Origin of the sequence: Domibacillus indicus (genome assembly GCF_023715895.1) — a bacterium.
Classification (GTDB): domain Bacteria; phylum Bacillota; class Bacilli; order Bacillales; family Domibacillaceae; genus Domibacillus; species Domibacillus indicus_A.
This window is the reverse complement of record NZ_JAMBOO010000001.1, coordinates 469,132-494,321: the sequence shown is the minus strand read 5'-3', so window position 1 is coordinate 494,321 and position 25,190 is coordinate 469,132. Positions and strand designations below refer to the sequence as shown.

Annotated in this window: 20 protein-coding genes; 16 read left to right on the top strand and 4 right to left on the bottom strand. The window is 44.3% G+C overall.

Annotated elements, in window-relative coordinates; translation table 11 throughout:
- Positions 1–54: 54 nt before the first annotated feature.
- The 3 genes from M3221_RS02580 (at position 55) to M3221_RS02570 (ending at position 7,285) form a co-directional block, all read left to right on the top strand.
- Positions 55–1,224 carry an FtsW/RodA/SpoVE family cell cycle protein gene (locus M3221_RS02580; RefSeq protein ID WP_251269982.1) on the top strand — a complete coding sequence of 390 codons (1,170 nt, stop codon included), beginning with the start codon at positions 55–57 and terminating at the stop codon, positions 1,222–1,224.
- A gap of 189 nt (positions 1,225–1,413) precedes the next feature.
- Positions 1,414–4,179 carry an ATP-binding protein gene (locus M3221_RS02575; protein ID WP_251269981.1) on the top strand — a complete coding sequence of 922 codons (2,766 nt, stop codon included), beginning with the start codon at positions 1,414–1,416 and terminating at the stop codon, positions 4,177–4,179.
- Positions 4,166–7,285, top strand: coding sequence for a hypothetical protein (locus M3221_RS02570; protein WP_251269980.1), 3,120 nt, complete (start codon positions 4,166–4,168; stop codon positions 7,283–7,285). Before M3221_RS02575 ends, M3221_RS02570 begins: the two co-directional genes overlap by 14 nt.
- Before the next feature lie 30 nt (positions 7,286–7,315).
- Here M3221_RS02570 and M3221_RS02565 read toward each other — a convergent pair whose 3' ends face one another.
- From M3221_RS02565 to M3221_RS02550, 4 genes are read right to left on the bottom strand one after another with little or no spacing between them, the layout of a single operon-like run.
- Complete coding sequence (locus M3221_RS02565) at positions 7,316–7,669, bottom strand: response regulator transcription factor (RefSeq protein ID WP_251269979.1); 354 nt, start codon at positions 7,667–7,669, stop codon at positions 7,316–7,318.
- Positions 7,670–7,690: 21 nt separating this feature from the next.
- Positions 7,691–9,088, bottom strand: a complete 1,398-nt coding sequence (locus M3221_RS02560; protein ID WP_251269978.1) for a glycosyltransferase family 2 protein — start codon at positions 9,086–9,088, stop codon at positions 7,691–7,693.
- Positions 9,088–10,134: a HEAT repeat domain-containing protein gene (locus M3221_RS02555; RefSeq protein WP_251269977.1), complete on the bottom strand. Its 1,047-nt coding sequence runs from the start codon at positions 10,132–10,134 to the stop codon at positions 9,088–9,090. The genes M3221_RS02560 and M3221_RS02555 overlap by 1 nt, the downstream gene beginning before the upstream one ends.
- Entirely contained in the window at positions 10,131–11,747 is a 1,617-nt protein-coding gene (locus M3221_RS02550) for a diguanylate cyclase (protein WP_251269976.1), read from the bottom strand. The genes M3221_RS02555 and M3221_RS02550 overlap by 4 nt, the downstream gene beginning before the upstream one ends.
- Before the next feature lie 159 nt (positions 11,748–11,906).
- Between M3221_RS02550 and M3221_RS02545 the strand changes: the two genes are divergently transcribed.
- From M3221_RS02545 to M3221_RS02485, 13 genes are all read left to right on the top strand, one after another.
- Positions 11,907–12,935 carry an oxidoreductase gene (locus M3221_RS02545; RefSeq protein ID WP_251269975.1) on the top strand — a complete coding sequence of 343 codons (1,029 nt, stop codon included), beginning with the start codon at positions 11,907–11,909 and terminating at the stop codon, positions 12,933–12,935.
- A gap of 706 nt (positions 12,936–13,641) precedes the next feature.
- Positions 13,642–14,385 (top strand): hypothetical protein, encoded by a 744-nt coding sequence (locus M3221_RS02540; protein ID WP_251269974.1) that lies wholly within the window; start codon positions 13,642–13,644, stop codon positions 14,383–14,385.
- The gene (locus M3221_RS02535) at positions 14,382–15,362 is read left to right on the top strand and encodes a sugar kinase (protein WP_251269973.1); all 981 of its coding nucleotides are present in this window, start codon (positions 14,382–14,384) and stop codon (positions 15,360–15,362) included. Before M3221_RS02540 ends, M3221_RS02535 begins: the two co-directional genes overlap by 4 nt.
- Complete coding sequence (locus M3221_RS02530) at positions 15,343–16,641, top strand: MFS transporter (protein ID WP_251269972.1); 1,299 nt, start codon at positions 15,343–15,345, stop codon at positions 16,639–16,641. Before M3221_RS02535 ends, M3221_RS02530 begins: the two co-directional genes overlap by 20 nt.
- A 41-nt stretch (positions 16,642–16,682) precedes the next feature.
- Positions 16,683–17,675 carry a LacI family DNA-binding transcriptional regulator gene (locus M3221_RS02525; RefSeq protein WP_251269971.1) on the top strand — a complete coding sequence of 331 codons (993 nt, stop codon included), beginning with the start codon at positions 16,683–16,685 and terminating at the stop codon, positions 17,673–17,675.
- A gap of 64 nt (positions 17,676–17,739) precedes the next feature.
- Complete coding sequence (gene hxlA, locus M3221_RS02520; protein ID WP_251269970.1) at positions 17,740–18,360, top strand: 3-hexulose-6-phosphate synthase; 621 nt, start codon at positions 17,740–17,742, stop codon at positions 18,358–18,360.
- Complete coding sequence (gene hxlB, locus M3221_RS02515) at positions 18,357–18,908, top strand: 6-phospho-3-hexuloisomerase (RefSeq protein ID WP_251269969.1); 552 nt, start codon at positions 18,357–18,359, stop codon at positions 18,906–18,908. Before hxlA ends, hxlB begins: the two co-directional genes overlap by 4 nt.
- Positions 18,909–19,166: 258 nt before the next feature.
- Entirely contained in the window at positions 19,167–20,459 is a 1,293-nt protein-coding gene (locus M3221_RS02510; protein WP_251269968.1) for an ABC transporter substrate-binding protein, read from the top strand.
- Positions 20,460–20,546: 87 nt separating this feature from the next.
- Complete coding sequence (locus M3221_RS02505; protein WP_251269967.1) at positions 20,547–21,407, top strand: carbohydrate ABC transporter permease; 861 nt, start codon at positions 20,547–20,549, stop codon at positions 21,405–21,407.
- Positions 21,407–22,225, top strand: coding sequence for a carbohydrate ABC transporter permease (locus M3221_RS02500; RefSeq protein ID WP_251269966.1), 819 nt, complete (start codon positions 21,407–21,409; stop codon positions 22,223–22,225). Before M3221_RS02505 ends, M3221_RS02500 begins: the two co-directional genes overlap by 1 nt.
- A 179-nt stretch (positions 22,226–22,404) precedes the next feature.
- On the top strand, positions 22,405–23,439 hold the full coding sequence (locus tag M3221_RS02495) for a LacI family DNA-binding transcriptional regulator (RefSeq protein WP_251269965.1): 1,035 nt from the start codon (positions 22,405–22,407) through the stop codon (positions 23,437–23,439).
- The gene (locus M3221_RS02490; RefSeq protein WP_251269964.1) at positions 23,436–24,155 is read left to right on the top strand and encodes a ThuA domain-containing protein; all 720 of its coding nucleotides are present in this window, start codon (positions 23,436–23,438) and stop codon (positions 24,153–24,155) included. The genes M3221_RS02495 and M3221_RS02490 overlap by 4 nt, the downstream gene beginning before the upstream one ends.
- Positions 24,156–24,160: 5 nt before the next feature.
- The gene (locus M3221_RS02485; protein WP_251269963.1) at positions 24,161–25,186 is read left to right on the top strand and encodes a Gfo/Idh/MocA family protein; all 1,026 of its coding nucleotides are present in this window, start codon (positions 24,161–24,163) and stop codon (positions 25,184–25,186) included.
- The last annotated feature ends 4 nt before the right edge of the window (positions 25,187–25,190 follow it).

Sequence of the window (25,190 nt, the reverse complement as noted above, 5' to 3'; positions counted from 1 at the left end):
AACAATAACGTTATAATAAGAATTGGTCTATTTTTACGAGAAAGAGGAGTTTACATGAATTCTCAACAACAATCAAGCCGGATTGACTACGGATTGATTTTAATCTTGCTTATGCTGTTTGTTGTAAGCTGTGCAGCGATTTACAGTGCACAGACAACAGGTCAATATGGAACAAACTTTGTCGTCCGGCAAGTTATCTGGTACGCGATTGGGATCGGAATTATCCTGGTATTTATCCGGCTGGATTCAGACCAATTTCACGGCATGGCCTGGTATTTGTACGGTTTTGGCATTTTGCTGCTGTTGTTTTTGATCGTAGCACCATCATCTATTGCTCCAACGATCAACGGAGCGAAAAACTGGTACAAGCTTCCGGGCTTAGGAACCATTCAGCCGTCAGAATTTATGAAAGTATTTCTGATTTTAACATTATCCCGGGTAATGGTGAATCACCATTCTAAAAACCCTATTAAAACGATCAACAGTGATTGGATGCTTTTGCTTAAATTAGGCGCTATTACTGCTTTGCCACTTGCGCTTGTGGTGCGGCAGGACCTTGGAACGTCTCTGGTTATTATTTCCATTTTGCTTGGCATGATTTTCGTTTCAGGTATCACGTGGAAAATACTCCTTCCTCTCTTTGGCAGCGCTGCTACTCTGATCGGCCTTGTGTTTTATATGGTACTCTGGCAGCCGGCAGTGTTAGAAAAATATCTTGGTGTCAGGCAGTACCAGTTCGATCGGATTTATTCATGGCTTGATCCGTATAACTATGAGAGCTCGATCGGTTTCCACCTGACCCGGTCGCTGCTTGCGATTGGCTCAGGCCAGACGATGGGCAAAGGGTTTGGCTACCGGGAAGTCTATCTGCCGGAAAGCCATACTGACTTTATCTTTAGTATTATTGGAGAAGAATATGGATTTATCGGTGCGTCGGTTGTTGTAAGTTTGTTTTTTGTGCTCATCTATCACATTACAAAACTCGCATTGACCACAAAAACTCCTTATTATTCTTACATGTGCGCGGGCGTTATCGCGATGATTACGTTTCACGCGTTCCAAAATATCGGCATGACGATCGGCCTGCTGCCGATTACAGGAATTCCGCTGCCATTTATCAGCTATGGAGGCAGTGCAATGATGGGAAATATGATGGCTCTGGCGCTTATTTTCTCCATCACCTATAACGAGCGTCACTATATGTTTTCATCAGATCGATCATAACCCGCTTTTAAAGCGGGTTTTTTTTATGAACTTTTACAGTCTATAATCTATAATGAAATCATAGGAATAGAAGGGAGAGGATGGAACATCAATAAAGCGGTCACGTCAGGTATTCGGCGCCGTTATCTGCTTTTATCGCTGTCTATTCTGCTAGTATTGACAGCTGCAGGAACCGGCGCCTTTCTTTATATGAAGCATTCACAGGATGAATTACGGGTAGAGCGAGAAAGATTGTACGATAAGCAGGTGAAATTGGAAACACTGCGCGATTCTTTAAATGATCTTTTTTTTCGGGCGCGGGGTTATATAGCGTTTCGAGATAATGAGGAATTGAAGCGTGTATACGAAGACCTTAACGAAGTAGAAGGCGCACTTGAAGAGTTAGAAGGCGTTCGCTTAAATTCAAAAGAGCAGCAGATGACGGAAGAGCTGACAGATTTTTTAAGCACATACCAATCAAATACACTGCCTACATTGATTCGATTTGTGGAAGCAAATGATTACGCAGGTCTTCAAAACTATTATTCTAGCAGCGATATTGTTAATTCCGTAAACCAATTTATGGAATACGTAAAGCAATATAAGGTGGATATTGATGATGACCTTGAGGCGTTATCAAAGGAAATGATCGAACAGGCCAATCAGTTTACATTCGTAATGGTCATTTTTTTATTTTTACTATTTGTATTTATTGCTTATTTAATCTGGCGCATGATGAAAGATATTGTCCGGCCGCTTGAGCAAATGAGACAGGCGACGGATGATTTTGCGTCCGGCAAAAACTTTTCGCTGCTGCCGGTGAAGCGGAATGATGAAATCGGTGTACTGTTTTCTTCGTTTGGTTCCATGATTCGAACCATTCAAGAAAAAGAAGAAGAATTAACGGCTCAAAATGAAGAGCTGATTATGCAGCAGGAAGAACTGCAGGAGCACCAGCATAGAATCGAAGAATCACTCTATGAAACGAAACAAACAAAAGAACGGCTGGAACGATATAACGACTTGAACCATGTTCTTTCTTTTACTTTAAATAAGCAGGAGCTGGCTGATAGTATACTAGAGTATTTGGATTCGATTTATGAATTGGATCTAGGCATGTTTTGGATCCGGGAAAGCGGAGAGCGGGCGCTGAAAGGGATGACAGATGCCCTGTTCGAGGAGTTTTCAATGAACCGAACGGATTATATTGATCAGCGGTTAAAAGAGGATGATTTCTTCATGGTAACAAGAGAAGCGTCCCATGAAAAAGGGCTCGCTGCCGATTCTGTTTTGGTGCATGATTATTTTTCCGGCGTAAACAATCCGGAAGGAGACATGGTCGCTCTTTTTGGCGCTTCACGGATTGGCCGCGCTTTTTCTGAGGAAGAACAAAAAGAATTGCGGGGCTTACTAAATCGGGTTGCTTTAGCGATTGAACGTATTCAGCTGTACGACCGTAATGTCAAAGAGCGGATTTTAAACGAACGTATTATTAGCAACATTAATGAAGGCATTCAATTTGTTGGCCACGACGGGTCTATGCTCCAACGAAACGAAGCTGTTTGTGAGATTATCAATTGCGGAGTACCGATTGATGAAACCATTGAAAGAGCGCGATGGATCGATCACCTTGCTAATCAAACAGATGACCCGGATCAAATGAGAGAATTTCTAGAAGGCTGTATTGATAGCGGGGCGCATCATGTGCAGGAGTACCGGTACCATATTTTAGAGCCGGCAGAACGCGTGATAGAAGTGTATAGTGCTCCGGTTTTAGTAAATGAAGAAAAAATAGGCACCATTCTTGTTCATCGTGATATTACAAGAGAATATGAAGTCGATCAAATGAAAACAGAGCTCGTCAGCACAGTCAGCCATGAGCTTCGAACGCCGCTTTCAAGTGTGCTTGGATTTACAGAGCTTCTGCTTCATAAACAGCTGAAGCCGGAAAAGCAAAAGAAATATTTAGAAACAATTTACAAGGAAGCGAAAAGGCTGACAAACTTAATTAATGATTTTTTGGATTTACAGCGCATGGAATCGGGCAGCCAGGTGTATCAAATGGAGCCATTACAAATCAATGAACTGGCGGTAGAAGCGATCGCCCGCTTCCGTACCGAAAGCGGTCATCCGCTCGTTGTGGTGGATGAAGCGGCTAATGTGCAGGTAGAAGGGGATAAAGAGCGTCTCGCTCAAGTATTAACAAACGTGATAGGGAATGCCATTAAGTTTTCACCGGACGGCGGACATGTAACGCTGACGCTTTCGAACGATGAAAATAACGTAATTATCGCCATTCAAGATGAAGGAATCGGAATTCCGGCTGAAGATATACCGAAGCTGTTTAATAAATTTCAGCGGATTGACAACAGCGCCCGCCGCAAAATTGGCGGTACGGGCCTTGGACTGGCGATTTGCAGAGAAATTATCGAAAAGCATAATGGGACGATTACAATCGAGTCAGAAGAGGGAGAAGGAACAATAGTCCGTTTTTCATTGCCGCTTCTTTCAACAGGCAGACATCGAATTGCGCGCCCAGAAGGCGATGAAAACAGTCCTTCCGTTATGATAGTAGAAGATGATATGAGCCTTGCTCTTTTATTATCGGAAGAATTAAAAATGAGCGGATTTACAGTGATCTATCACATGAAACCATCGGAAGCTTTTGAAGAAGCGAAGCGGACACCGCTTGTTGGAATTGTGATTGATCTGATGCTTGGCGACGATCTGAATGGCTGGGATTTGGTGGATTTGTTAAAGAAAGAAGAAAAAACCAAAAATATCCCGATTATCATTTCTTCTGCTCTTGACCAGGCGGAAGGAAAGGGGAAATTACACCAAATCAATCATTACTTAACAAAACCGTACCCGCCGACACAGCTGTCAAAAGCCATACTTAGATTTTTAACCGAACCAATACAGCAAGGAGTTATTTTCTACCCGGAGAGAGGTTCTGAACAAGATGAAAGTAAATAAAAAATGGATTGTCCTTCCATTCGTTCTTTTGCTGTTGTTGCTGCCCTGGATTATATGGGAGCTTGGCAGCACGAGAGAAGAAAAAGTTGTCATTCTAGACAAAACTGTTCCGACCGATAATAAACGGGAGCATCGGGCTCTTACATGGGTACTGAAGCACTTTCGTTTTGAAACGTTTGGCGGAGAAGATGACTATTATGGATACTTTCCTGAAAGAAAAACAAAGGAACGAGCGCTTCCAGAGAAACTGGAGGATGCAGATGTCATTTATGCGGCCGATACATACGGCGTGTATGATAACGAAAATGACTTAGTCTATGGCGGTCTCGAAATGGATGAATGGGAAACGATCAAACAGCAAACGGCTGACCATCCGACCACTTTGATTATGGAGTTTAATACATTTGCTTCTCCAACAAAAGCCGATGTGAAAAAAGATGTGGCGTCTTTTCTTCATACAAGCCCAACCGGATGGACCGGTCGGGCGTTCAGCGATTTGAGCAGAGAAAATGAAGAGCTGACCGATGGAATTCTCTCACTTTATGAAGCAGGCGGTAAAAAGTGGGCATTCGAAGGGGCCGGCTTTGTACTTGTGAATGAAGATAAACAAAAAGTAATCGTGCTCTCTGATGAAGAGGGAGAAATAGAGAACGAGCGGCTAACGATGCGCTTTACAGAAGAGGGAAAACGAGTTACAGGCCTTGATAAAGGAGCGCCGTATACGTACTGGTTCGATATAACCGTGCCGGACAATAAAGAAGGTATTCTAGCAAACTATCAATGGAATTTGTCGGACAAGGGGAAAACGGTGTTAGAAAAAGAAGGAATTCCGCTTTCATTTCCTGCCGTTACTCACCATTCGTATGAACAATCGGATCTCTTTTACTTCGCTGGAGATTTTGCTGACACAGAAGACGTTTCTTTCGTTTATCGGTATGCCGGTTTTGCCTCCATGCGGGCGCTTATTACACCGTCCACGCTTTATCCGGAGCAGGCCTTTTTCTGGAAAACATATGTACCGCTTATGAAAGGTGTTCTCTCAATGGAGAAAAAACCGGAAAAAGAAGCAGTGACTGTACCAGTGGAAGAGAAGGATGGCCTCTCTTATACATCCCGTTTAAACGGAGACCGGTTTGAAGTGTTTCAAAACGGCACATGGAAAACGATGACGGTAAAAGGGGTTAATATTGGAATGGGGAAACCGGGCGCTTTCCCGGGAGAAGCCGCTATTTCTGAAAATGAATACTATGAATGGCTCACGGATATTGGAAAGTTAAACGCGAATACCATTCGCGTCTACACCCTTCATCCACCGGGCTTTTACAACGCTCTAAAGCGGTATAACGAAGAGCATGCGGACAAGCCGATTTATCTCCTGCATGGCGTCTGGATTGATGAAGGACCGTTAGAAGAAACCCTAGATGTGTTTACACCGGAAATCACACAAGAATTCCAGGCGGAAATGAAACGGGTTGCGGATGTCATTCACGGTAATGCCGATATTGCAAAACGGACCGGTCACGCATCAGGAACGTATCGGGCGGATATTTCACCGTACGTAATCGGCTGGGTGCTTGGAATCGAATGGTACCCGTTTATGGTTGACAATATGAAAACGAAATACACAGATCTTGCGCAGTATGATGGAGAGTTTATCCGGACAGAGGACGCTGAGCCGATGGAAATTTGGCTGGCTGAGCAAATGGATACGATGATGAAATATGAGGCGGACCAGTATAAGTGGACACGGCCGATGAGCTTTACCAACTGGGTTACAACCGATCTGCTTGACCATCCGGCTGAACCGCAGGAGCAGGAAGATTTGGTTTCGGTAAACCCGAATAACATTAAACCGAAACAGAATATACAAATGTTTGCGTCCTATCATGCTTACCCTTACTATCCTGACTTTTTAAATTTAGAGGAAAAATATTTAACGTATAAGGATTCACGAGGTGAAAATAACAGCTACGCCGGCTACCTGCATGATTTGCGGACCGCGCACGATATGCCGGTTCTGATTGCCGAATTCGGCATTCCATCTTCGCGCGGCATGACACACCGAAATGCTTTTGGCCTGAATCAGGGCTTTATGAGTGAGGAGCAGCAGGGCGATGGTTTAGTTCATCTGTATGATGATCTTTTAGCTGAAGGAATGATGGGCGGACTTGTCTTTACGTGGCAGGATGAATGGTTTAAGCGGACGTGGAACACGATGGACTTAGATGATCCGGAACGCCGTCCGTACTGGTCGAACGCCCAGACGAATGAGCAGCAATTCGGTCTTCTCAGCTTTGATCGCCAGCTTATCCAAACAGACGGAAATACAAAAGACTGGCAAGGCATTGAGCCGTTTTATAAAGAAAACGATGATTTGTATGTCACACACGATGAACGTTACTTGTATATCCGGTCTAAGCTGTTAAACGGCAAGATGCCGACGCTTTATTTTGACGTACATCCAAGCATCGGAAGCAACAAGGCGGAAACTGTCACGTTCAAAGAAAATGATCCGGATTTTGTTCTTTCATTTGAAGGAACAAAGGAAGGGAAGCTGAAAGTAGATGCGTACTACGACACATTTTTGTATCAGTATGGATTTGACGTTCCTATGTTAAAGCCTGCGTCGAAAAAACCGGTAAACAACAGTGGTGTCTTTAACCCAATCCGGCTTGCGCTCAATAAGGAAATCACCCGGCCGGATACAGGGGAAGTACTGCCGTTTGATTACTATGAAACAGGCGTGATGCGGTTTGGCAACGGCAACCCGGAATCGCCTGATTATGACTCTTTATCTGACTACTATGTAAATAAAGAAACAGGAGAGGTTGAAATTCGTATTCCGTGGCTGCTGTTGAATGTAAAAGACCCAAGCAGCCTGCAGGCAACAGGAGATGTTTTTAAAGAAGGAATAGAAGCAGAGCAAAAGATCAAAGGTATTGGGATTGCCGAGTCATTTGATCAAAAAACAACGGTGCCTGAAAAAGCAGCTTCCAAGATGAATATATATAAATGGGAGGGCTGGGACCAGGATACCGAATCAAAAGAACGGCTAAAGGAATCCTATAACATTGTTCAAAAACGATTTGCCCAGAAAGACGAATAAAAAAGACAGCCCAATAGCGGGCTGTCTTTTTTAATCCAGAATGCTTTCGATAAGCGATAAAAGTTCAATGGGGCTGAATGGCTTTGCCATAAAATAATCAGCCCCGTAGGACATGGCCAGTTCCCGGTCTGCTTCCTGGGCTTTTGCGGTAAGCATCATAACAGGTGTTTGAACGCCGTCCTTACGGATTTGCTCCAGCACCTCCATGCCTGTTAAATGCGGCATCATATAATCTAAAACAATTAAATCATATGTGCCGGACCGAATGCTGTCCAGTGCTTCCTGACCGTCTTCTGCCTCGGTAATCTCAAAGTCATCTTCAAGCGTATCGACAATTAACATACGCAAAATATCTTCATCATCTGCTACTAAAATCTTTTTCACATTTTCCCGCCTCCATCTGAGTTATGTGGAAATTCCTTTTCGTTTCATATTGCCCCAATTGTGCTTTTTACGGAAAGCGGCAAAGATTCCTTGGATGCGCCAAATAACCATAAAAGGCCGATACCAAAACGTTTCTGTCAGCGCCCAGAAATAAAGCCGAACCAAGTGGGAAATCTTTGGATATTTATGGAGTGTCATTTCCTCCAGCAGTACAGCCAGCGCAGAAATAAATGACCCATAAAAAATGGTCACTAAAAACAGGATGCCGGCTGTTTTGGGATCAATTAAGGAAAAAAAGAATCCGCCGAAAATCATAAAGTATCCACCCAGTTCAAAAACAGCACCTAATAGCTCTACAAGTAAGAAATAAGGCATAGACAGAAGTCCGATTGAACCGTAGGCAGGGTTAAAAATCATTTTTTTATGTGTCCAAAGTGTTTCCCATAACCCGCGCTGCCACCGAATCCGCTGAGAACGCAATACTTCAAGGGATTCTGGTGCTTCTGTCCAGCATACAGGATCTGGGATATATTCAATCCGCTGCTTGGACTTTTCTTCCCGAAGCAGCCGGTGCAGCCTGACGACAAGCTCCATGTCTTCTCCGACTGTTTTCCTGTTGTATCCTCCTGCGCGGATAACCCGTTCTTTATGAAAAACACCAAATGCTCCGGAGACAATCAGCAGGATATTCATCCGGCTCAGCGCAAGGCGGCCGATTAAAAAAGCACGGAAGTATTCAATGATTTGCATCAGTACAACCGGGTGGCTCGGCAGATTAATAGTTTCAACTTTACTTCTTGAAATAGTTGAGCCATTGGCAATCCGGACCGAGCCGCCGGTTACAATGATTTGGCCGTCCGACTCAATAATCGGCTTCATTGTTTTCAGCAGTGCATCGTTTTCTAAAACCGAATCGCCGTCAATGGCACAGAAGTACGGATAAGATGCCAGGTTAATGCCGGCATTGAGGGCATCTGCTTTTCCTCCATTGGCTTTTTTGATTAAGCGAATGTATGGAAAAATAGAAGATTGATAAATCGTTTTAATTTCAGCCGTTTCCAAATAAGCACGGACTGCAAAAGATACCTCCGTCATTTGAAATTCTTCAATCATGCGGGCTGAAGTTTGGTCCTTTGAACCATCATCGATGACGATAATCTCTTTTTCCGGGTATTCAAGCGCCAGGAGTGAGCGGACCGTGCTGACTACGCCGACTTCTTCATTGTAGGCGGGAACTAAAATAGAAACCGGAAAGGTCCGTTCATTTCCGGCAATGTCCTCCGTCGTTTCCCGCGGATCTAATTCACTTTCTCTGTATACTTTTCGAAAAGCCAGCCCAAACAAAAGAATATAGCTTAAACTCGAAAAAAGCATATAAGCAATAATAGCGTACGAAAGAACAAGAAAAAATGTATGCATTATCGGGCACCTCCAGGTCGAAATGTCTGCCACTGGGCAGCCATATCCCGGCCATAGCGGTCAGGGTGATTCTCAGATAAATGTGCTAAAATCACATCTCCATCTGAAAAATGAGTATATGCTTCTGCCGCTGAATAGCGCACCCACCAAACTGAATCGCCAAGCAATGTACTTAAAGTCTGTTTATAGCGGGAAAACTGCATAATACCTGCAATTCGTGCCGCAAACATTCGCTCTGTCCAGAAGGGAGAATCAAAAAAGGGAGCCAGCAAATCCGGTTCCGACAAATACTCCAGCCGAAAGATCGTTTTGAGTGCCTGGATTCTTGTTTCGACTTGAGAGCTGGCCAGTTCTTTTTCTACCTGCGGCAAAAAAGTCATCGCCCCTGAATGAGCAATATAAGTGAAGGCAGCGTGTTTGATCGTCTCGTTTTCACCTTCGAGCGCGGCTTTCACATGCTTTTCAGCATTCGTTTTATTTAATCGGTGAAATACATCTACAAACAGTCGAACAGGCGCATTCGGAAAACGGTTTAACTCCTCAATGACAACATCTTCATTTAGAGAAGCCAGTGTCCGAATGAGCTGCTGGGTTTCCACGTCCAGTTTCCCAGCTTGCTTCAGCCGTTCACGCAGGATAGGTGCTAAAGAGCGCATGTGAAAATCTTCAATGTAATGAAGGGTGTTCACTCTCCGCGCCCAGTTGCGTTGATTTAGCACGCGTGTATAGGGTTCTGTTAAAAATTCCTCTGACAGCTGTTGCACTAAAGGAGAGGCACTGCCTCCTTTTGTAAATGCCACGTAGCCGTTTAACAGCCGTTCCAGTACAACCTGTTGATGAGGAATCGATTTGACGGCATAAAGAAAACGCGCGTCTGATGGATCCATCATATAGGAAGCAAACGGCTCTGTTGAATGCGTATACTGGCTTTCTATTTCTTCTTCCAGACGCTGCCTTTTACGTTTGCGGATGACTAAATAAAGGAGCAGTCCCATTTGAAATAGAAGTAAGAGCACCGTCAAGAGAAGAAAAAAAGAGAGGGTCATTTAAACATCCTTTTTGTCAGGCGCTGTACACGCGCGACCACTTCCTGCGGGTGAAATGGTTTTACAATGTAGTCATCCGCTCCACTTTTTAGTGCTAAAACAATATCTGCTTCATTTGTCCGGGCTGTCAGCATCGATATGACAATGTTGTCATCCGGGAACCGTTTGCGGACATTTGACAGCACTTCAAGGCCATCCATTTTCGGCATAATACCGTCTAAGAGAATCATATAATTCTCATCAGCCTTGTACCAGTCTGACTCTAGGAATGTAATGCCATCCGGATATTCGTGGACAACCACATCGATTTCATTTGGCTTCCAGCCAGAAAACTGCTTCGACAACATTTTTCGCACAAGAAGGTCATCATCGATAATCATAATATTCAAATGGCGCTTAACATCACCGCTGTCAATTTCATAAATAACCGTTTGGTTTCGGCCGCTTCGTTTTGCTTTATATAACGCCTGGTCCGCTTCTGCCAAAACGGTAGATTCATTGATTCTGTATTCAGCTGCACCAGCAGAAAACGTCACATGAAAAGGATCAAAGCCCGGGACGGTAAATTCAGTTTCGGCCATTTTAGCACGAATCCGTTCAATTAAGACTGTCCCTTCCTCAGGAGTCGTATCTGCTAAAATTAAGGCGAATTCTTCCCCGCCATAACGAAAGAAATAGTCGGTTTCCCGCTTGAGTGTCAGCACGATAGAGCTGAAGCGGCGAAGCACTTCATCGCCTGCAGGATGCCCATATTGATCGTTTACTTTTTTAAAGTAATCCAAATCCAGCATCACAAGCGTAAATGTATGTCGTTTTCGTTCCGCTAAAGCAGACATTTGCGTAAGCGTTTGGGTGAACTGGCGCCGGTTGCCTGCGCCTGTCAGCTCATCGGTCAGTGCAGACTGTGAAACAGCCGATTTGTTTCTTAATCGGTTAGAAATATAAGGGACAAATAAGCTCATATTAAGCGGTTTCTGAATAAAATCCATCGCACCCATTTTATAAGCGCGAAGGGTGTTTTCGACCGGATTGTTCGTACTTACCAATGTAATAGGAACATAGCGGCTTCGAGCGATATCGCCAATTTGCGCCAGTACGTCAAATCCGCTCATATCGGGAAGGTGAACATCGGCGACAACCATATGGGGCTGAAGGGTATAAAAAAGTTCAACTCCTCGTTTTCCATTCAAAGCAATTACCACTTGTATGCCATTTTCTTCTAGTGTTTCTTTAATAAAAGAAGCGGATTCTGCGTCCTCATCAATCAATAAAATAAAGCCGCTGTTTTCTTCGATGGAGTGAAGTGTACTTTCAGGCTGTTTCACTTCAGGCTGGGCCGTTAATTCTTTCTTGTTAAAAAAACTTCTCATTAAAAAAATAAAGTTTTTTAATGAACGAACCGGAATAGTCGCCTCGCTTGCTTCAGAAAGTGTCTCCAACTGTGATGCACAAAAAGCAGACATTTCTTCCATACCAATTGTGCCTGCTGTGCCTTTCATCGTATGTAAAAAACGGTATAAATCCCGTTCCTGGATGTGATCTTGTTCAAACCAGCTGGAAAACTCCTTTTCCATCCGCTTAGAAAGCATTGCCTGGTAATCGTTGCGGGCCATAATAAGTCAATCCTCTCAAAAGTAGTGAAAAGGTTCTGTTCATATTCTGCCTTATTATACTATATGTACCACTCTATCGAGCACATTAAGCGTCTTTCGTTTGAATAAAGAATAGAAAGGGAATGAGTGTAAAAAAACGAGAATAAAGGAGATGGCGTTTTGAAGGCAATCGGCACAGCGTTAATTGGATACGGATTTTCAGGCTCAACCTTTCACGCTCCATTTTTAAACAAAATGGAGGAGTTTCAGCTTGTCAGTATTTTGTCTTCTAAAAAAGAGAAACTAAAAGAGAGTTTTCCATCTACAGACGTTGTCCAACAAATGGACGACGTTTTAAATAACGCTCAGGTAGAGCTTGTGGTCGTAACCACACCGAGCAGTCTTCACTTTGATATTACGAAGCAGGCGCTTGAGGCAGGAAAACACGTCATTGTCGAAAAGCCGATGGTACCGACCCTTCAAGAAGCAGAAACGCTTGCTGACTGCGCAAAAAAACATAACGTGATGCTTAGTGTTTTTCAAAACCGCCGGTATGACGGAAATTTCCTGACTGTCAAGAAAATGATAGAAGAGGGCCGGCTGGGTGATGTTTACGTGTATGAAGCACACTATGACCGTTTTGAGCCGGTGATTGCCAGAGGCTGGCGCGAAGAGAAAAAACCAGCTTCCGGTGTTTTATATGATCTGGGGGCTCATTTGATTGACCAGGCTCTGTCACTGTTTGGGATGCCTGATAGTGTAACGGCAGATATTCAAAAGCAGCGCCCTCATGCACTCGTAGAAGATTATTTCCATCTTGTTTTAACATACGGAACGAAACGAGTGATTTTACACAGCGGCATGATTACAGTGGAGCAAGGCGCCAAGTATAAAGTGCACGGTACAAAGGGAACGTTTATGAAGCGGGGGGAAGATCCTCAGGAAGAAGAATTGATAAATGGAGAGCCCCTGGAAAGTCCCGAATGGGGAATGGACCGGCTTGACCAGTATGGAACGCTTTATACAAAAGAAGGGGATGAAAAAATCATAACCCTTCCAGGTGATTACCGGCGTTATTACAAAGAAATTTATCAATGTATTCGTGATGGAAAGCCGTGCCCGGTTTCGGGAGAGGAAGGCGTACGAACAATCCGCGTTATTGAAGCGGCGCTCGAAAGCAGCCGTGACAAAAGAACAATTGAATTATAAAAACAGGGCAGCATAAGCCTCGTTTGAGATTGACGACAAAGTCGTTAATCTTTTTTTATGAAAGTTTTCACTGTTAAAAACAGCAGATGGCTTTTCAGGAAATAGTGCTTCTTAAAGAGAGCCGATAGGGGAAGCCAGCTGGACTTTGCGCCCCTTAGGGCAGTGCGGGAGCCTCCTCGGCGTATGCGCGCCTGCGGGGTCTCCCGACTCACTGTGCATCCCGCAGGAGTCTTCGTCCGTCCGGCTTCCCCATATATTTCGAAAAAGCAGCAAAAAGAGCATCTCTACCTGCTCTTTTACCGCTTTAATGATAGGGCAAGTGTATCTATTAAGCTGTGCAGTCTTGTTTAACCGCAAAGGCGGCGGGTGTGCGGCGAAGACTCCTATGGGACAAGCGGGCCGACTGAGACCGGCTGGGCCGCACGACGGCAAAGACGGGCTCAGCGCCTGCCCCATGGAAAGCGAAGCCGTGCGCCTGCCGCCTTATCGGCTCTCATCCCAACCGCCGCATTCCTTGCATCAAAGAGAAGCGAAGAGTTACCTTAGCAAAAGATTTTATTTGTCTACAATCTGAAATAGGGTTGTCAAAGCCCTGTTTGTTCTTAAGCAAAAAAGGGATAAAAAAAGGCTTGATAAAACGGTTACACGGATATATAATTTAATAAACCGATTTAGTAAATCGATTTATAAAAAGAGGTGCAGAACAATGATTGTTATTCCGATGAATGCATTTGGTGAAGCAGAAGTAAAGAAAAACGGCCAGGCTTTTCTTTTTAAACAGCTTATTGAAAGCGATGTCAAAGGAGTCGAAATTCGGCGTGAGCTTCTTACTCCTTCGGACAGGCCGCTGGAACAATTTCAAACGGAGCATTATACGGTTTATTCTGCACCTGTTGAACTATTTCAGGCAGATGGAGCTTTTAACAAGGAAAACCTGCAGATAGTCGTTCAGGAAATGACAGAAATAAGGGCGGATACGTTAAAGCTTCCGCTCGGATCGTTTATCAAGGGAAAATCCAATGTAAAAGAAATGGACCATTTTTTTCGCAAAGCTCTTCCCGCTGGAACGCAGTGGCTTGTTGAAAATGATCAAACAAAGCAGGGCGGAACGATCGAGCCGCTGGCTGCTTTTTTAGAAATTTGTTCCAAGGAAGGAATGGAAGCCGGCCTTACATTTGATACTGGAAACTGGCGGTACACAGGTGAATCGGTCCAAAAAGCATTTCATGTATTGAAAAGCTATATTCGTTACCTTCATGTAAAGCAGGTGAACGAAACACCGGAAGGGCTTCAAACCGTTGCCATTCCTCTCGGGAAAAGCGCTGACTGGGAAATCATTTTAGAGCTTTTGCCTGCCGCAGTTCCAGTAGCGCTTGAGTTTCCGCTGTCCATGAATGATCTGTTTCTTTATAAAAACTATATCGAAAAAAAGAAGGCGGTTGTACAATGACTACCATAGAGGTTGTAACATTTGGCGAAGCGATGTCAATGTTTATGGCGAAAACTCCAGGCCCGCTGCACGAAGTAACCGAGTTTACCCAGGCGCTCGCCGGCGCAGAAACGAACACGGCGATCGGCCTTGCACGTCTTGGCTTTAAAAGCGGCTGGGCAAGCAAGGTGGGGAAAGATGCGTTTGGTGCGTTTATTTTAGCGGCTCTTGCAAGAGAAGGAGTAAATACAGATCATGTATGGATGGAAGAACAATATCCGACTGGCTTTCAGTTTAAGTCCAAAGTGACCGAAGGCGACCCGCATGTGCAGTATCACCGAAAAGGCTCAGCAGCAAGCCGCCTAACCGAAGAAGAAATGAATCCGGATTACTTTTTACAGGCGCGCCACCTGCATATGACAGGCATCCCGCTTGCTCTTTCTTTAAAAATGAGAGCGTTTTCCTTATCGATTTTATCCACTATGAAAAAAGCAGGCAAAACCATTTCGTTTGATCCCAATTTACGGCCCTCCTTGTGGGCTTCAGCGGAAGAAATGATTGGCGTAACAAACGAAGCTGCATACCAAGCGGACATCGTGCTGCCGGGAATCGAAGAAGGAGAACAGCTGACAGGGTATACGAAACCCGACAAAATTGCTGATTTTTATAGAAAGCGCGGTGTACCGTGTGTGATTGTAAAGCTCGGAAGTGAAGGAGCATATATAAAAACTGCCGCTCAAGAAGCAGTAGTGCCAGGTTATAAAGTGGAACAGATTGTTGACACAGTTGGTGCTGGTGATGGCTTTGCAGCTGGTGTGATAGGCGGTCTGCTCGAAGGATTGCCGATTGAGGAGTGCGCTCGGCGCGGCAACGCAATTGGTGCAATGGCCGTCGGGCATGCAGGCGATCATGAAGGGTATCCGGACCGGCTGACATTGGCACGGTTTATGAACAAATTTGAAAAAGAGGTGGCATACAATGAAAACACAGCTCGCTAAATCAAGATGGCTTCGTCTCATTCCAGTCGTTTTTATTACGTATAGTCTTGCTTATTTAGACAGAGCCAATTATGGATTCGGCGCAGCTGGAGGCATGGCGGAAGATTTACATATTACAGCTTCCATGTCCGCGCTGCTTGGCTCTCTGTTTTTCCTTGGCTACTTCTTTTTTCAAGTGCCGGGTGCCCACTATGCTGAAAACCGAAGTGCAAAAAAACTGATTTTCTGGTCGCTGATTTTATGGGGCGGGCTGGCGACGGCAACAGGAATGGTCAGCGACGTACGCTTTTTGATTGTTATCCGCTTTTTGCTGGGCGTTGTCGAAAGTGCCGTTATGCCGTCTATGCTTGTGTTTTTAAGCCACTGGTTTACAAAAGCCGAGCGTTCCCGGGCGAATACGTTTTTAATTTTAGGAAATCCAGCCACCGTTTTATGGATGTCCATTTTGTCCGGCTACTTAATTGAATCGGTCGGCTGGCGCTGGATGTTTATTTTGGAAGGGCTTCCAGCTGTCGTTTGGGCATTCTTATGGTGGAAGCTTGTTGTAGATGAACCGAAAGATGCTAAATGGCTGTCAGACGGAGAAAAGCGGGACTTGCAGGTGGAGCTTGAAAAAGAGCAGCAGGGAATCAAGCCGGTTAAAAACTATGCAGAAGCATTTCGTTCGAAAACCGTGATCCTGTTAAGTGCGCAATATGCGCTTTGGAGCATTGGTGTATATGGTTTTGTGATGTGGCTGCCGTCCATTTTAAATGCCGCGCCGAACATGAATATTGTCAAAACCGGCTGGCTTGCTTCTGTTCCATATGTATTGGCGATTGTCGGCATGCTGAGTGCCTCTTATTTTTCAGACAAAATGCAGAATCGCACCGCGTTTGTCTGGCCGTTTCTTTTAATTGGGGGCTTTGCATTTTTAGGATCCTACATGATCGGCACAAGTCACTTCTGGCTGTCGTTTGTGCTGCTGATTATTGCTGGCGGTGCCATGTATGCACCATACGGGCCATTTTTCGCAATTATTCCGGAAGTGCTGCCGCGTAACGTAGCAGGAGGAGCGATGGCGCTGATCAATAGTATGGGTGCGCTCGGTTCGTTTGCAGGCTCTTATTTCGTTGGCTATTTGAACGGGGCCACCGGCGGATTTGGGGCTTCCTACATGTTTATGTCAGGATCCTTATTCCTGTCAGCTATCCTGACGATTATTGCTGTAAAAGGCGCAAAGCCAAAAAAACGTCCCGAGTCCGCTTCCTCTCTTGGAATTACGCAAAAAGAAGCGTAATATAAAAGAAAATTCAAATGATTTTTAAAGGAAGAGGACATATGAAACGGGTAACAATGGCGGATGTGGCGAAAGAAGCGGGTGTGTCGAAAAGCACCGTATCGCAATTTTTAAACGGACGATTTGAATACATGAGCGAAGACACAAAGAAAAAAATTGAGCGGGCAGTTCAAGGTCTTTCGTACAGCCCGAATGTAATTGCTCGCAGTTTAAAGCAAAAAAGAACATCAATGATCGGTATTATTGTGGCCAATATCGTCCATGGCATTTCTACAGAAGTGTGCCAGGCTATTGAAGATTACTGTCAAAAAAAAGACATCCATGCAATTGTATGCAATGCATATGACGATCCGGAAAAAGAAAAAAAGTATATTGATATGCTGCGCGCACGCCAGGTCGATGGGCTGATCATTTTTCCATCCGGGGGCAATCAGGAATTGTACCGTCAGCTGGAAAGGGAAAAGTATCCGATTGTTTTTGTTGACCGCAAGATAGAAGGTGTAGAAGTAAGCACGATTGTAGTCGATAATCGAAGAGCTGTCCGCCAGGCAGTAGAATATTTAGTTGAAAAAAAGCATGACCGTATCGCGCTTGTGACGCCGCCAATGACGACGTATACACGGAGAGAACGGCTTGAAGGCTATAAGGAAGCGATAGAAGCAAGGGGATTGCCGTTTCAGGATCAATATGTAAAATCCGTTCCATATGAGGCCATTGTGCCATCTATGAAAGAAATGTTTCAGCAGCATCCTCCGACAGCACTCATAGCGGCCAATGATCTATCTTTTATGGAAGTCATGAAGTTTGCTAAAGAAAACAACTTGAAGATTGGCCAGGATTTAGCGCTGATTGTTTTTGATAATATTAAATTTGCTGATATTTACGAACCGGCTATTACAACGATTTCACAGCCGGCTTACGAAATGGGAACAAGAGCAGCGGAACTGTTGATTCAGCAAATTATGAAAAAGCCGGTTACCCCAGAGACGCATGTTTTAGAAACAAGCCTGCTGATTCGGGATTCGGCCCAATAGAGCTTTTTACAAAAGCTCTTTCTTTTTCTTTGATTAATAAACCGGTTTAGTTAGGAGGATTACGGTGAACATACAACTGGCATTAGACCGTATGGCCATTGAAGAAGCCATTGGAATGGCAGCAGCGGCAGAAGAGTATGTCGACTGGCTGGAAGTCGGCACCTCTCTTATTAAGGAGTTTGGTATGGACAGTGTCCGGGCGATGAAAAAAGCGTTTCCGAATAAAGTGATTGTTGCCGATATGAAAACGAATGACAATGCGCAGTACGAATGCCGGCTTTGTTTTGAAGCGGGAGCAGATATCGCGACGGTAATGGGAACCTCACCGCTTGTGACGATTGAAGCCTGTATAGCAGAAGCGGAAAAAAGAGGTAAGCAAATGATGATCGATCTGCTTCATACAACACCTGCCCAGCAGGAAATGTTAAGCCGGTATAATGCGATTCTTTGTCTGCATACAAGCAAAGACGAGCAGGAGCTTGGCACGAAACAAAACCGTGAAACAGGCCTGCAGGCTGGCTTAAAAAGAGCGGTAGCGGGCGGAATTACATTAGAAAGCCTGCCAGCGTACAAAAAAATGAACCCACTTGTTTTTATTATCGGCTCCGCCATTACAAAAGCAGAGGATCCTGCCCGGGCGGCAGCTGCATTCAAACAACAGTTAAATATGGAGGAATCAAAATGAAGGAAAAAATAAAAGCCGTTCTGGCGGAAATTGAAGATGTAACCAGTCACGTTCAAGAGGAACAATTGGAAAGGACGGCGGACTATTTAACATCAGCTGAACGAATCTTTGTATTCGGCGAAGGGCGGTCTGGATTTATGGCAAAGTCGTTTGCGATGCGGTTAATGCATCTTGGTGCCCAGTCATTTGTCATTGGCGAAACCACAACGCCATCTATTCAAAAAGGGGATGTCATCGTGCTTGTGTCGGGATCTGGAAAAACAAAAAGTGTATGCTGGACAGCAGAAAGGGCGGCTGAATTAGGATGTGTAACAATAGCCGTCACAACGGATCCAGCGTCTCCGCTTGCCTCCCATGCTTCTTCCATTCTTCACGTACCGGCCGCTACGAAGTATCGGAACGAAGGAGAAAGAAAAAGCATTCAGCCGCTCGGCTCACTTTTTGATCAAAGCACCCATGTACTGTTTGATGTACTTTGCCTGGACTATGCAGAAAAACAAAATCGGACACATGAACAAATCTTTAAGCTTCATAGCAATGTAGAATAACAGCCGTCAAGGCTGTTTTTTTATTTCACTTTATTGTGAAAAGAAGAGCAATCGTTTGCATCAAGTATTTCAGATTTTCTTTGTATATACAAGAATTGAAAACCTATTAAATTAACATTGAAAGGCTTTACAAAAAATATGCAAACGATTTCTCGAAAAATGTTGACGCTTTCATAGTGACGGTGGTATAGTGGTTTCAGAAGTTGAAAGCGTTTACCGTTTTCGGCCGAATAAAAAGACTGCAAAGGGGTAGATGACGTGTTAACAAAAAAAGCATTCGTACTTTCATCGGCATTGTTTCTAGGTCTTGCTGGCTGCTCAACAGCTGAGAAAAAAGAAGAATCATCTGGCAGTTCAGGCGGAGGGGGCGGCGATCAAACGGTCGTAGATATTTTCCAGTTTAAAGTGGAGTTTAAAAACCAGTTTGAGGAACTCGCGAAGCAATATGAAGAAGAACATCCGGAAGTTGATATAAATGTTCAAACAGTAGGGGGCGGGAACGATTACGCTTCGGCGCTGAAATCCAAATTTGCCTCAGGAGACGAGCCGGCTATTTTTAATATTAACGGAGCCGTTGATGTGCAGCAGTACCGTGATAGATTGATAGATGTAAGTGATACGAAAGCGGCTGAATCAGCGCTGGAAGGCACGCTCGAAAGTGTGACAGAAGACGGGAAAGTGCTGGGCCTTCCATACAACCAGGAAGGATACGGATTTGTTTATAACAAAGAGATTTTTGAAAAAGCCGGAGTGGATGCAGATTCGATTAAATCGATGGAAGACTTAACGAAAGCGGTTCAAACACTGGACAGCAAAAAGGACGAGCTTGGCATTGACGCTGTGTTTGCTTTTGCCGGAAAAGAAAAATGGACAGAAGGAAACCACGGCTCAAACTCTTTTATCGCAGACGATTTTAATGGCAGCGTAATGGAAGCATTCCAGGCGAAAGAACTTCCATTTACAAAAGCAGAACAGTACAAGGAGTATATTGACCTTCAAAACAAATATTCCGTACAGCCGGTTTTAAGTCTTGATTATTCACAGCAGGTAGAAGAATTGTTTTCAACAGGCCGCGTAGCCATGATTAAGCAAGGAAACTGGGTATACCCGACAATCGAACAGATGGATCCAGAGCTTGCTGAAAATGTCGGCATCTTCCCAATCCCGGTTGACGGCGAAATGAAAATGCCGGTTGGTGTTCCACAATACTGGGCTGTAAACAAAAACGCAGATGAAGAAGCTCAAAAAGCAGCAAAAGAATTTTTAGATTGGCTGTATACATCTGATGAAGGAAAAGAAGCGGTTTTAACACAATTTAAATTTATCCCGGCTTATGAAGGCTACGATGCAGATAAAATTGCCGACCCGCTTTCTAAAACGATCTATCAATATGCCGAAGAAGGAAACACGCAAGGATGGGTATTCCTTGGCTATCCAGTCGGATGGAGTGATATTTTAGGAGCGCATCTTCAAAAGTATCTTGCAGGTGAAGCGTCTTGGGAAGAAGCGATTCAAGCCGCGAAAAATGATTGGAAAAAAGCGCGTCAGTAATTCCATGAAAAGAAAAAAGATAACAGGCACGTTTCAGCTGTTATCTTTTTCTTTCCCAAAATTCAACGGAAATGAGGTTTAGGCAGCATGAGAAACAAAGACTTTATGTTTTGGCTTTTTTTAGCGCCGGTTTTATTTGCGCTTGGCATCGTCGTCCTGCTTCCGCTTATTTACGGGATTATTTACTCTTTCACAGACTGGGATGGGGTAAATGCAGCTGAATTTATCGGTGTGAAAAATTATATTGAGCTGTTCAGCGACGAGGGCTTTTTAAGATCGTTGTGGTTTACGTTTAAATTCTCCGTTGCTTCCGTTATCGTTATCAACATTATGGGGCTTGGCCTCGCCATGCTTGTTACATCCTACATTAAATCTAAAAACGTTCTTCGCACTATCTTTTTTATGCCAAACTTAATCGGCGGGTTGATTCTCGGCTTTATCTGGCAGTTTATTTTCACAAAAGTGTTTGATGCTATTGGACGGGCAACCGGCATTGAATGGCTGCAGGGCTGGCTTTCCGACTCCCAGACAGGTTTCTGGGGAATGGTTATTTTGATGAGCTGGCAGATGGCCGGCTATATCATGATTATTTACATTGCGTACTTGGAAAACGTGCCGAAAGATTTGCTTGAAGCAGCAGAGATCGACGGCGCAAATGCATGGCAACGCTTCCGGAATATTACGTTCCCTCTTGTCATGCCTGCCTTTACGGTCAGCTTGTTTTTAACGCTGTCCAATGCTTTTAAAATTTATGATCAGAACTTATCGCTCACAAACGGCGGACCATTTGACTCGACGAAAATGGTTGCCATGGATATTGTTCAAACGGCCTTCCAATTAAACCAAATGGCAGAAGCACAGGCGAAAGCCGTTATCTTCTTTATCATTGTGGCGATCATTTCATTAACACAAGTATACATTAACAAGAAAAAGGAGGTGGAGATGTAATGAAAAAGTCAGGAAAACGCTGGACGCTTGAAATTATTGGTGTTTTATTGGCTCTTCTTTGGATCTCTCCTTTCTACTTAATGATTGCCAATGCTTTTAAAACAAAACGCGAGATTTTTACCAATACGCTAAAATTGCCGGAAGAGTTTACTTTTGATAACTTTACGCAGGCTTTTGAAGAATTAACATTTTTGCAGACATTTGTGAATTCAATGCTTGTAACCCTTTTGAGCGTAGCGATTATTCTCTTTTTCTCCGCTATGGCTGCTTATGCATTATCCCGCAATGGAAGCCGGCTGAGCAGTATCATTTTCTTTGTGTTTGTAGCGGCCATGCTGATTCCCTTCCAATCCGTTATGATTCCGCTCGTTACGATTTTCGGAAAAGCCAATGCGCTGAACTTTTACGGGCTGATTTTTATGTACCTTGGCTTCGGATGCAGCTTGTCGATCTTTCTTTATCACGGAGCTCTTAAAGGCATTTCCAAATCACTTGATGAGGCGGCAACGATTGATGGTTGCAACCGGCTTCAAGTATTTTGGTACATTATCTTCCCGCTCCTAAAACCGATCTCTATTACAGTTGGGATTTTGAACGTGATTTGGATTTGGAACGATTTCCTTCTTCCATCACTGGTGATTAGCGGCGACGGCACCGACACGATTCCGTTAAAGCTGTTCAACTTCTTCGGCCAGTATACGAAGCAGTGGCATTTAGCGCTTGCTGGTTTAACGATTTCGATTATTCCTGTTATCATTGCGTATTTCTTTGCACAAAAACAAATTATCAAAGGAGTTTCTGACGGCGCTGTAAAATAAAAAAAGCAGCACCTTGTGTATAAAAGTGCTCCAACCGAGACAAAGAAATACAGGAAGCCCCCAGGCGGCTGGGAAAGTAAAACGCTGCGGGGGCTGCAGCAGGGCATTATGAGAAACGATATACTTTCTTATTTTTTTTGAAAAATGGTACTATAAACTAGAAAAGGGAGGAACCGGTCATGGCTGTCACAATTAAAGATGTAGCAAAGAGGGCACAGGTTGCGCCTTCGACCGTCTCCCGTGTTATCGCGGACCATCCAAAAATTACGCAGGAAACAAAAGAAAAAGTAAGAAAAGTGATGCAGGAGCTCGGCTACCATCCGAACCTGCTTGCACGTAAGCTCGTCACGCAGTCCTCCCAAACAATTGGGATTATTCGTAAAACGTCTACGAAGCATTCACTGTCCGATCCGTTTTTTCCGGCAGCGCTTCAAGGAATGAGTGACCTGCTGCACCAAAAGGAATACAGCATCCTATTGACGTGTGGTGAATCTGATGAAGACATTTATCGGGAAGTTGTAAACATGGTTCAAGGCAAAAGCGTCGACGGCATGATTATGCTTTATTCACAGGATCATGACCCGGTGCTGCAGTTGCTTTTAGAGCAAAACTTTCCGTTTGTTATGATCGGTAAACCGTCAGAGCATACTGACAAGGTCATGTATGTAGATAACGATAACGTCAAAGCAGCACGTGATATAACAGACCATTTGATTCGTGCCGGACATACACATATTGCGTATGTCGGGGGCGATCCGAGGTTTGAAGTGCATAAAGATCGTGAAGAAGGATATAAACAGGCATTAAAACTTGCGAATATTCAATCAGAAGTTCTTTTTAGAAAAGAAATTTCAAAAGAAAGCGCTAAGGAAACCATTGATGAGATGATGAAGATGGATCCAAGGCCAACGGCGATTGTGACGACGGATGAACTGATGGCTATGAGCTTGCTGTCTGCTTTATACGAGCGGCGCTTGCGGGTGCCGGATGATGTAGCCGTCACCACTTTTACGGATTCCATGCTTTCCGAGCTTTCGAGTCCGCCGCTGACAACAGTCGATATTCATGCATTTCAGCTCGGCTATGAGGCGGCAAAAACATTGGTAGATCTTTTGGAAAAACCGGACATGATGAAGCGGAATATTTTAGTGCCGACTTCTGTTGTGGTACGGGATTCATGCAAAAAAATATCAGAGAATGGAGCGATTCTATGAATATTACAGTATGGAATGAATTTCGTCATGAACGAAACAAGCAGGCGGTCAAAGAGATTTATCCAGAAGGCATTCATCAAGTAATCGCAGATTTTTTAAAAGAAGAAGGACGGACCGTTCAAACGGCCACATTGGATGAAGCAGAGCACGGGTTGACAGAGGATGTATTGAATCAAACAGATGTACTTCTTTGGTGGGGGCATGTTGCACACGAAGAAGTGAGCGATGAAGTTGTAAAAAAAGTACAGCAGCGTGTACTCGATGGCATGGGGCTGATTGTGCTTCATTCGGGTCATTTCTCGAAAATTTTCAAAGCACTGATGGGCACATCCTGCGATTTGAAGTGGCGTGAAGCTGGAGAAAAGGAACGCCTTTGGGTCGTGGACCCTGCACATCCAATTGCAGAAGGAATCGGCGAATATTTTGAGCTGGAGCATGAGGAAATGTATGGCGAACATTTTGATATTCCCGCGCCGGATGAGCTCATTTTCATGAGTTGGTTCGAAGGCGGCGAAGTGTTCCGAAGCGGTGTCACTTACAAACGGGGCAACGGCAAAATCTTTTATTTCCGTCCTGGACATGAAACACATCCTACATACTTCAATGAAAATGTCCAACGTGTCATTCAAAACGCAGTAAAATGGGCAGCTCCGGTGAAACGGGAACGGCCTGTATACGGTAACGCACAACCAATTGAAGAGTTAAGGGGAGAATAATAAGAATGGGGAAAATTAAAGTAGGCGTCATTGGGTGCGGAAGCATTGCCCAGCACCGTCATATTCCGGAGTACGTTGCAAACGAGCATGTTCAAGTAACAGCATTTTGTGACGTAAAGGAAGAACGGGCCCAAAAATACGCGGAGCATTTTAACGCAAAGGCCTATACAAGCTATGAAGAATTACTTAAAGATGGAGATGTGGATGCCATCAGCGTTTGTACACCGAATGTACTGCACGCACCTATTACCATTGCGGCGCTTCAAGCAGGCAAGCACGTGCTTTGCGAAAAGCCAATGGCCACTTCAAAGAAAGAAGCAGAGGCGATGATCGAAGCGGCAGAAAAAAGCGGCAAAAAATTAATGATTGCCCATAATCAGCGCTTTGTTGCTTCCCATCAAAAAGCCCGGTCTATTATCGAAAGTGGTGTTTTAGGCAAGATTTACAGCTTCCGTACGGCATTTGGCCATGGCGGGCCGGAAGGCTGGAGTGTGGACGGAACAAACAGCTGGTTTTTCAAAAAAGAGCTTGCGTTTATCGGGGCAATGGGTGACCTTGGCGTTCATAAAACCGACTTGCTTCGCTATTTGCTCGGAGAAGAATTTGTAGAAGTGGCAGCATTTGTCGAGAGCTCGGCCAAGGAAAATTCCACAGTCGATGATAATGCTGTCTGTGTCCTAAAATCGGAAAGCGGTGTGATTGGAACATTAGCCGCAAGCTGGGCGTACAACGGCGGCGAAGACAATTCTACTGTTTTTTACGCAGAAAATGGCATCATGCGTTTGGAAGATGACCCGGATTATTCACTCATTATTCAATATAAAAACGGCAACAGTGAACGTCACAGCCTCGGTGCAATTCAGTCAAATGAAGAAGGCAAACAAACAAATTCTCGTGTGGTAGAGCAATTTATTAACAGCATTTTGGAGGATACAACTCCGCCTGTCTGCGGGAATGAAGGCAAAAAGTCATTACAGGTGATCTTAGCTGCACTGGAATCAAGTGAAACAAAACGAACTGTCCGTATTTAATCAA

Bases quoted from the DNA above. Each gene is read 5' to 3' on its own strand.
- M3221_RS02580 (WP_251269982.1), top strand. From the start codon at position 55: ATGAATTCTCAACAACAATCAAGCCGGATTGACTACGGATTGATTTTA.
- M3221_RS02575 (WP_251269981.1), top strand. From the start codon at position 1,414: ATGAAGCATTCACAGGATGAATTACGGGTAGAGCGAGAAAGATTGTAC.
- M3221_RS02570 (WP_251269980.1), top strand. From the start codon at position 4,166: ATGAAAGTAAATAAAAAATGGATTGTCCTTCCATTCGTTCTTTTGCTG.
- M3221_RS02560 (WP_251269978.1), bottom strand. From the start codon at position 9,088: ATGCATACATTTTTTCTTGTTCTTTCGTACGCTATTATTGCTTATATG.
- M3221_RS02555 (WP_251269977.1), bottom strand. From the start codon at position 10,134: ATGACCCTCTCTTTTTTTCTTCTCTTGACGGTGCTCTTACTTCTATTT.
- M3221_RS02550 (WP_251269976.1), bottom strand. From the start codon at position 11,747: ATGGCCCGCAACGATTACCAGGCAATGCTTTCTAAGCGGATGGAAAAG.
- M3221_RS02540 (WP_251269974.1), top strand. From the start codon at position 13,642: ATGATTGTTATTCCGATGAATGCATTTGGTGAAGCAGAAGTAAAGAAA.
- M3221_RS02535 (WP_251269973.1), top strand. From the start codon at position 14,382: ATGACTACCATAGAGGTTGTAACATTTGGCGAAGCGATGTCAATGTTT.
- M3221_RS02530 (WP_251269972.1), top strand. From the start codon at position 15,343: ATGAAAACACAGCTCGCTAAATCAAGATGGCTTCGTCTCATTCCAGTC.
- M3221_RS02525 (WP_251269971.1), top strand. From the start codon at position 16,683: ATGAAACGGGTAACAATGGCGGATGTGGCGAAAGAAGCGGGTGTGTCG.
- hxlB (WP_251269969.1), top strand. From the start codon at position 18,357: ATGAAGGAAAAAATAAAAGCCGTTCTGGCGGAAATTGAAGATGTAACC.
- M3221_RS02505 (WP_251269967.1), top strand. From the start codon at position 20,547: ATGAGAAACAAAGACTTTATGTTTTGGCTTTTTTTAGCGCCGGTTTTA.
- M3221_RS02500 (WP_251269966.1), top strand. From the start codon at position 21,407: ATGAAAAAGTCAGGAAAACGCTGGACGCTTGAAATTATTGGTGTTTTA.
- M3221_RS02495 (WP_251269965.1), top strand. From the start codon at position 22,405: ATGGCTGTCACAATTAAAGATGTAGCAAAGAGGGCACAGGTTGCGCCT.
- M3221_RS02490 (WP_251269964.1), top strand. From the start codon at position 23,436: ATGAATATTACAGTATGGAATGAATTTCGTCATGAACGAAACAAGCAG.
- M3221_RS02485 (WP_251269963.1), top strand. From the start codon at position 24,161: ATGGGGAAAATTAAAGTAGGCGTCATTGGGTGCGGAAGCATTGCCCAG.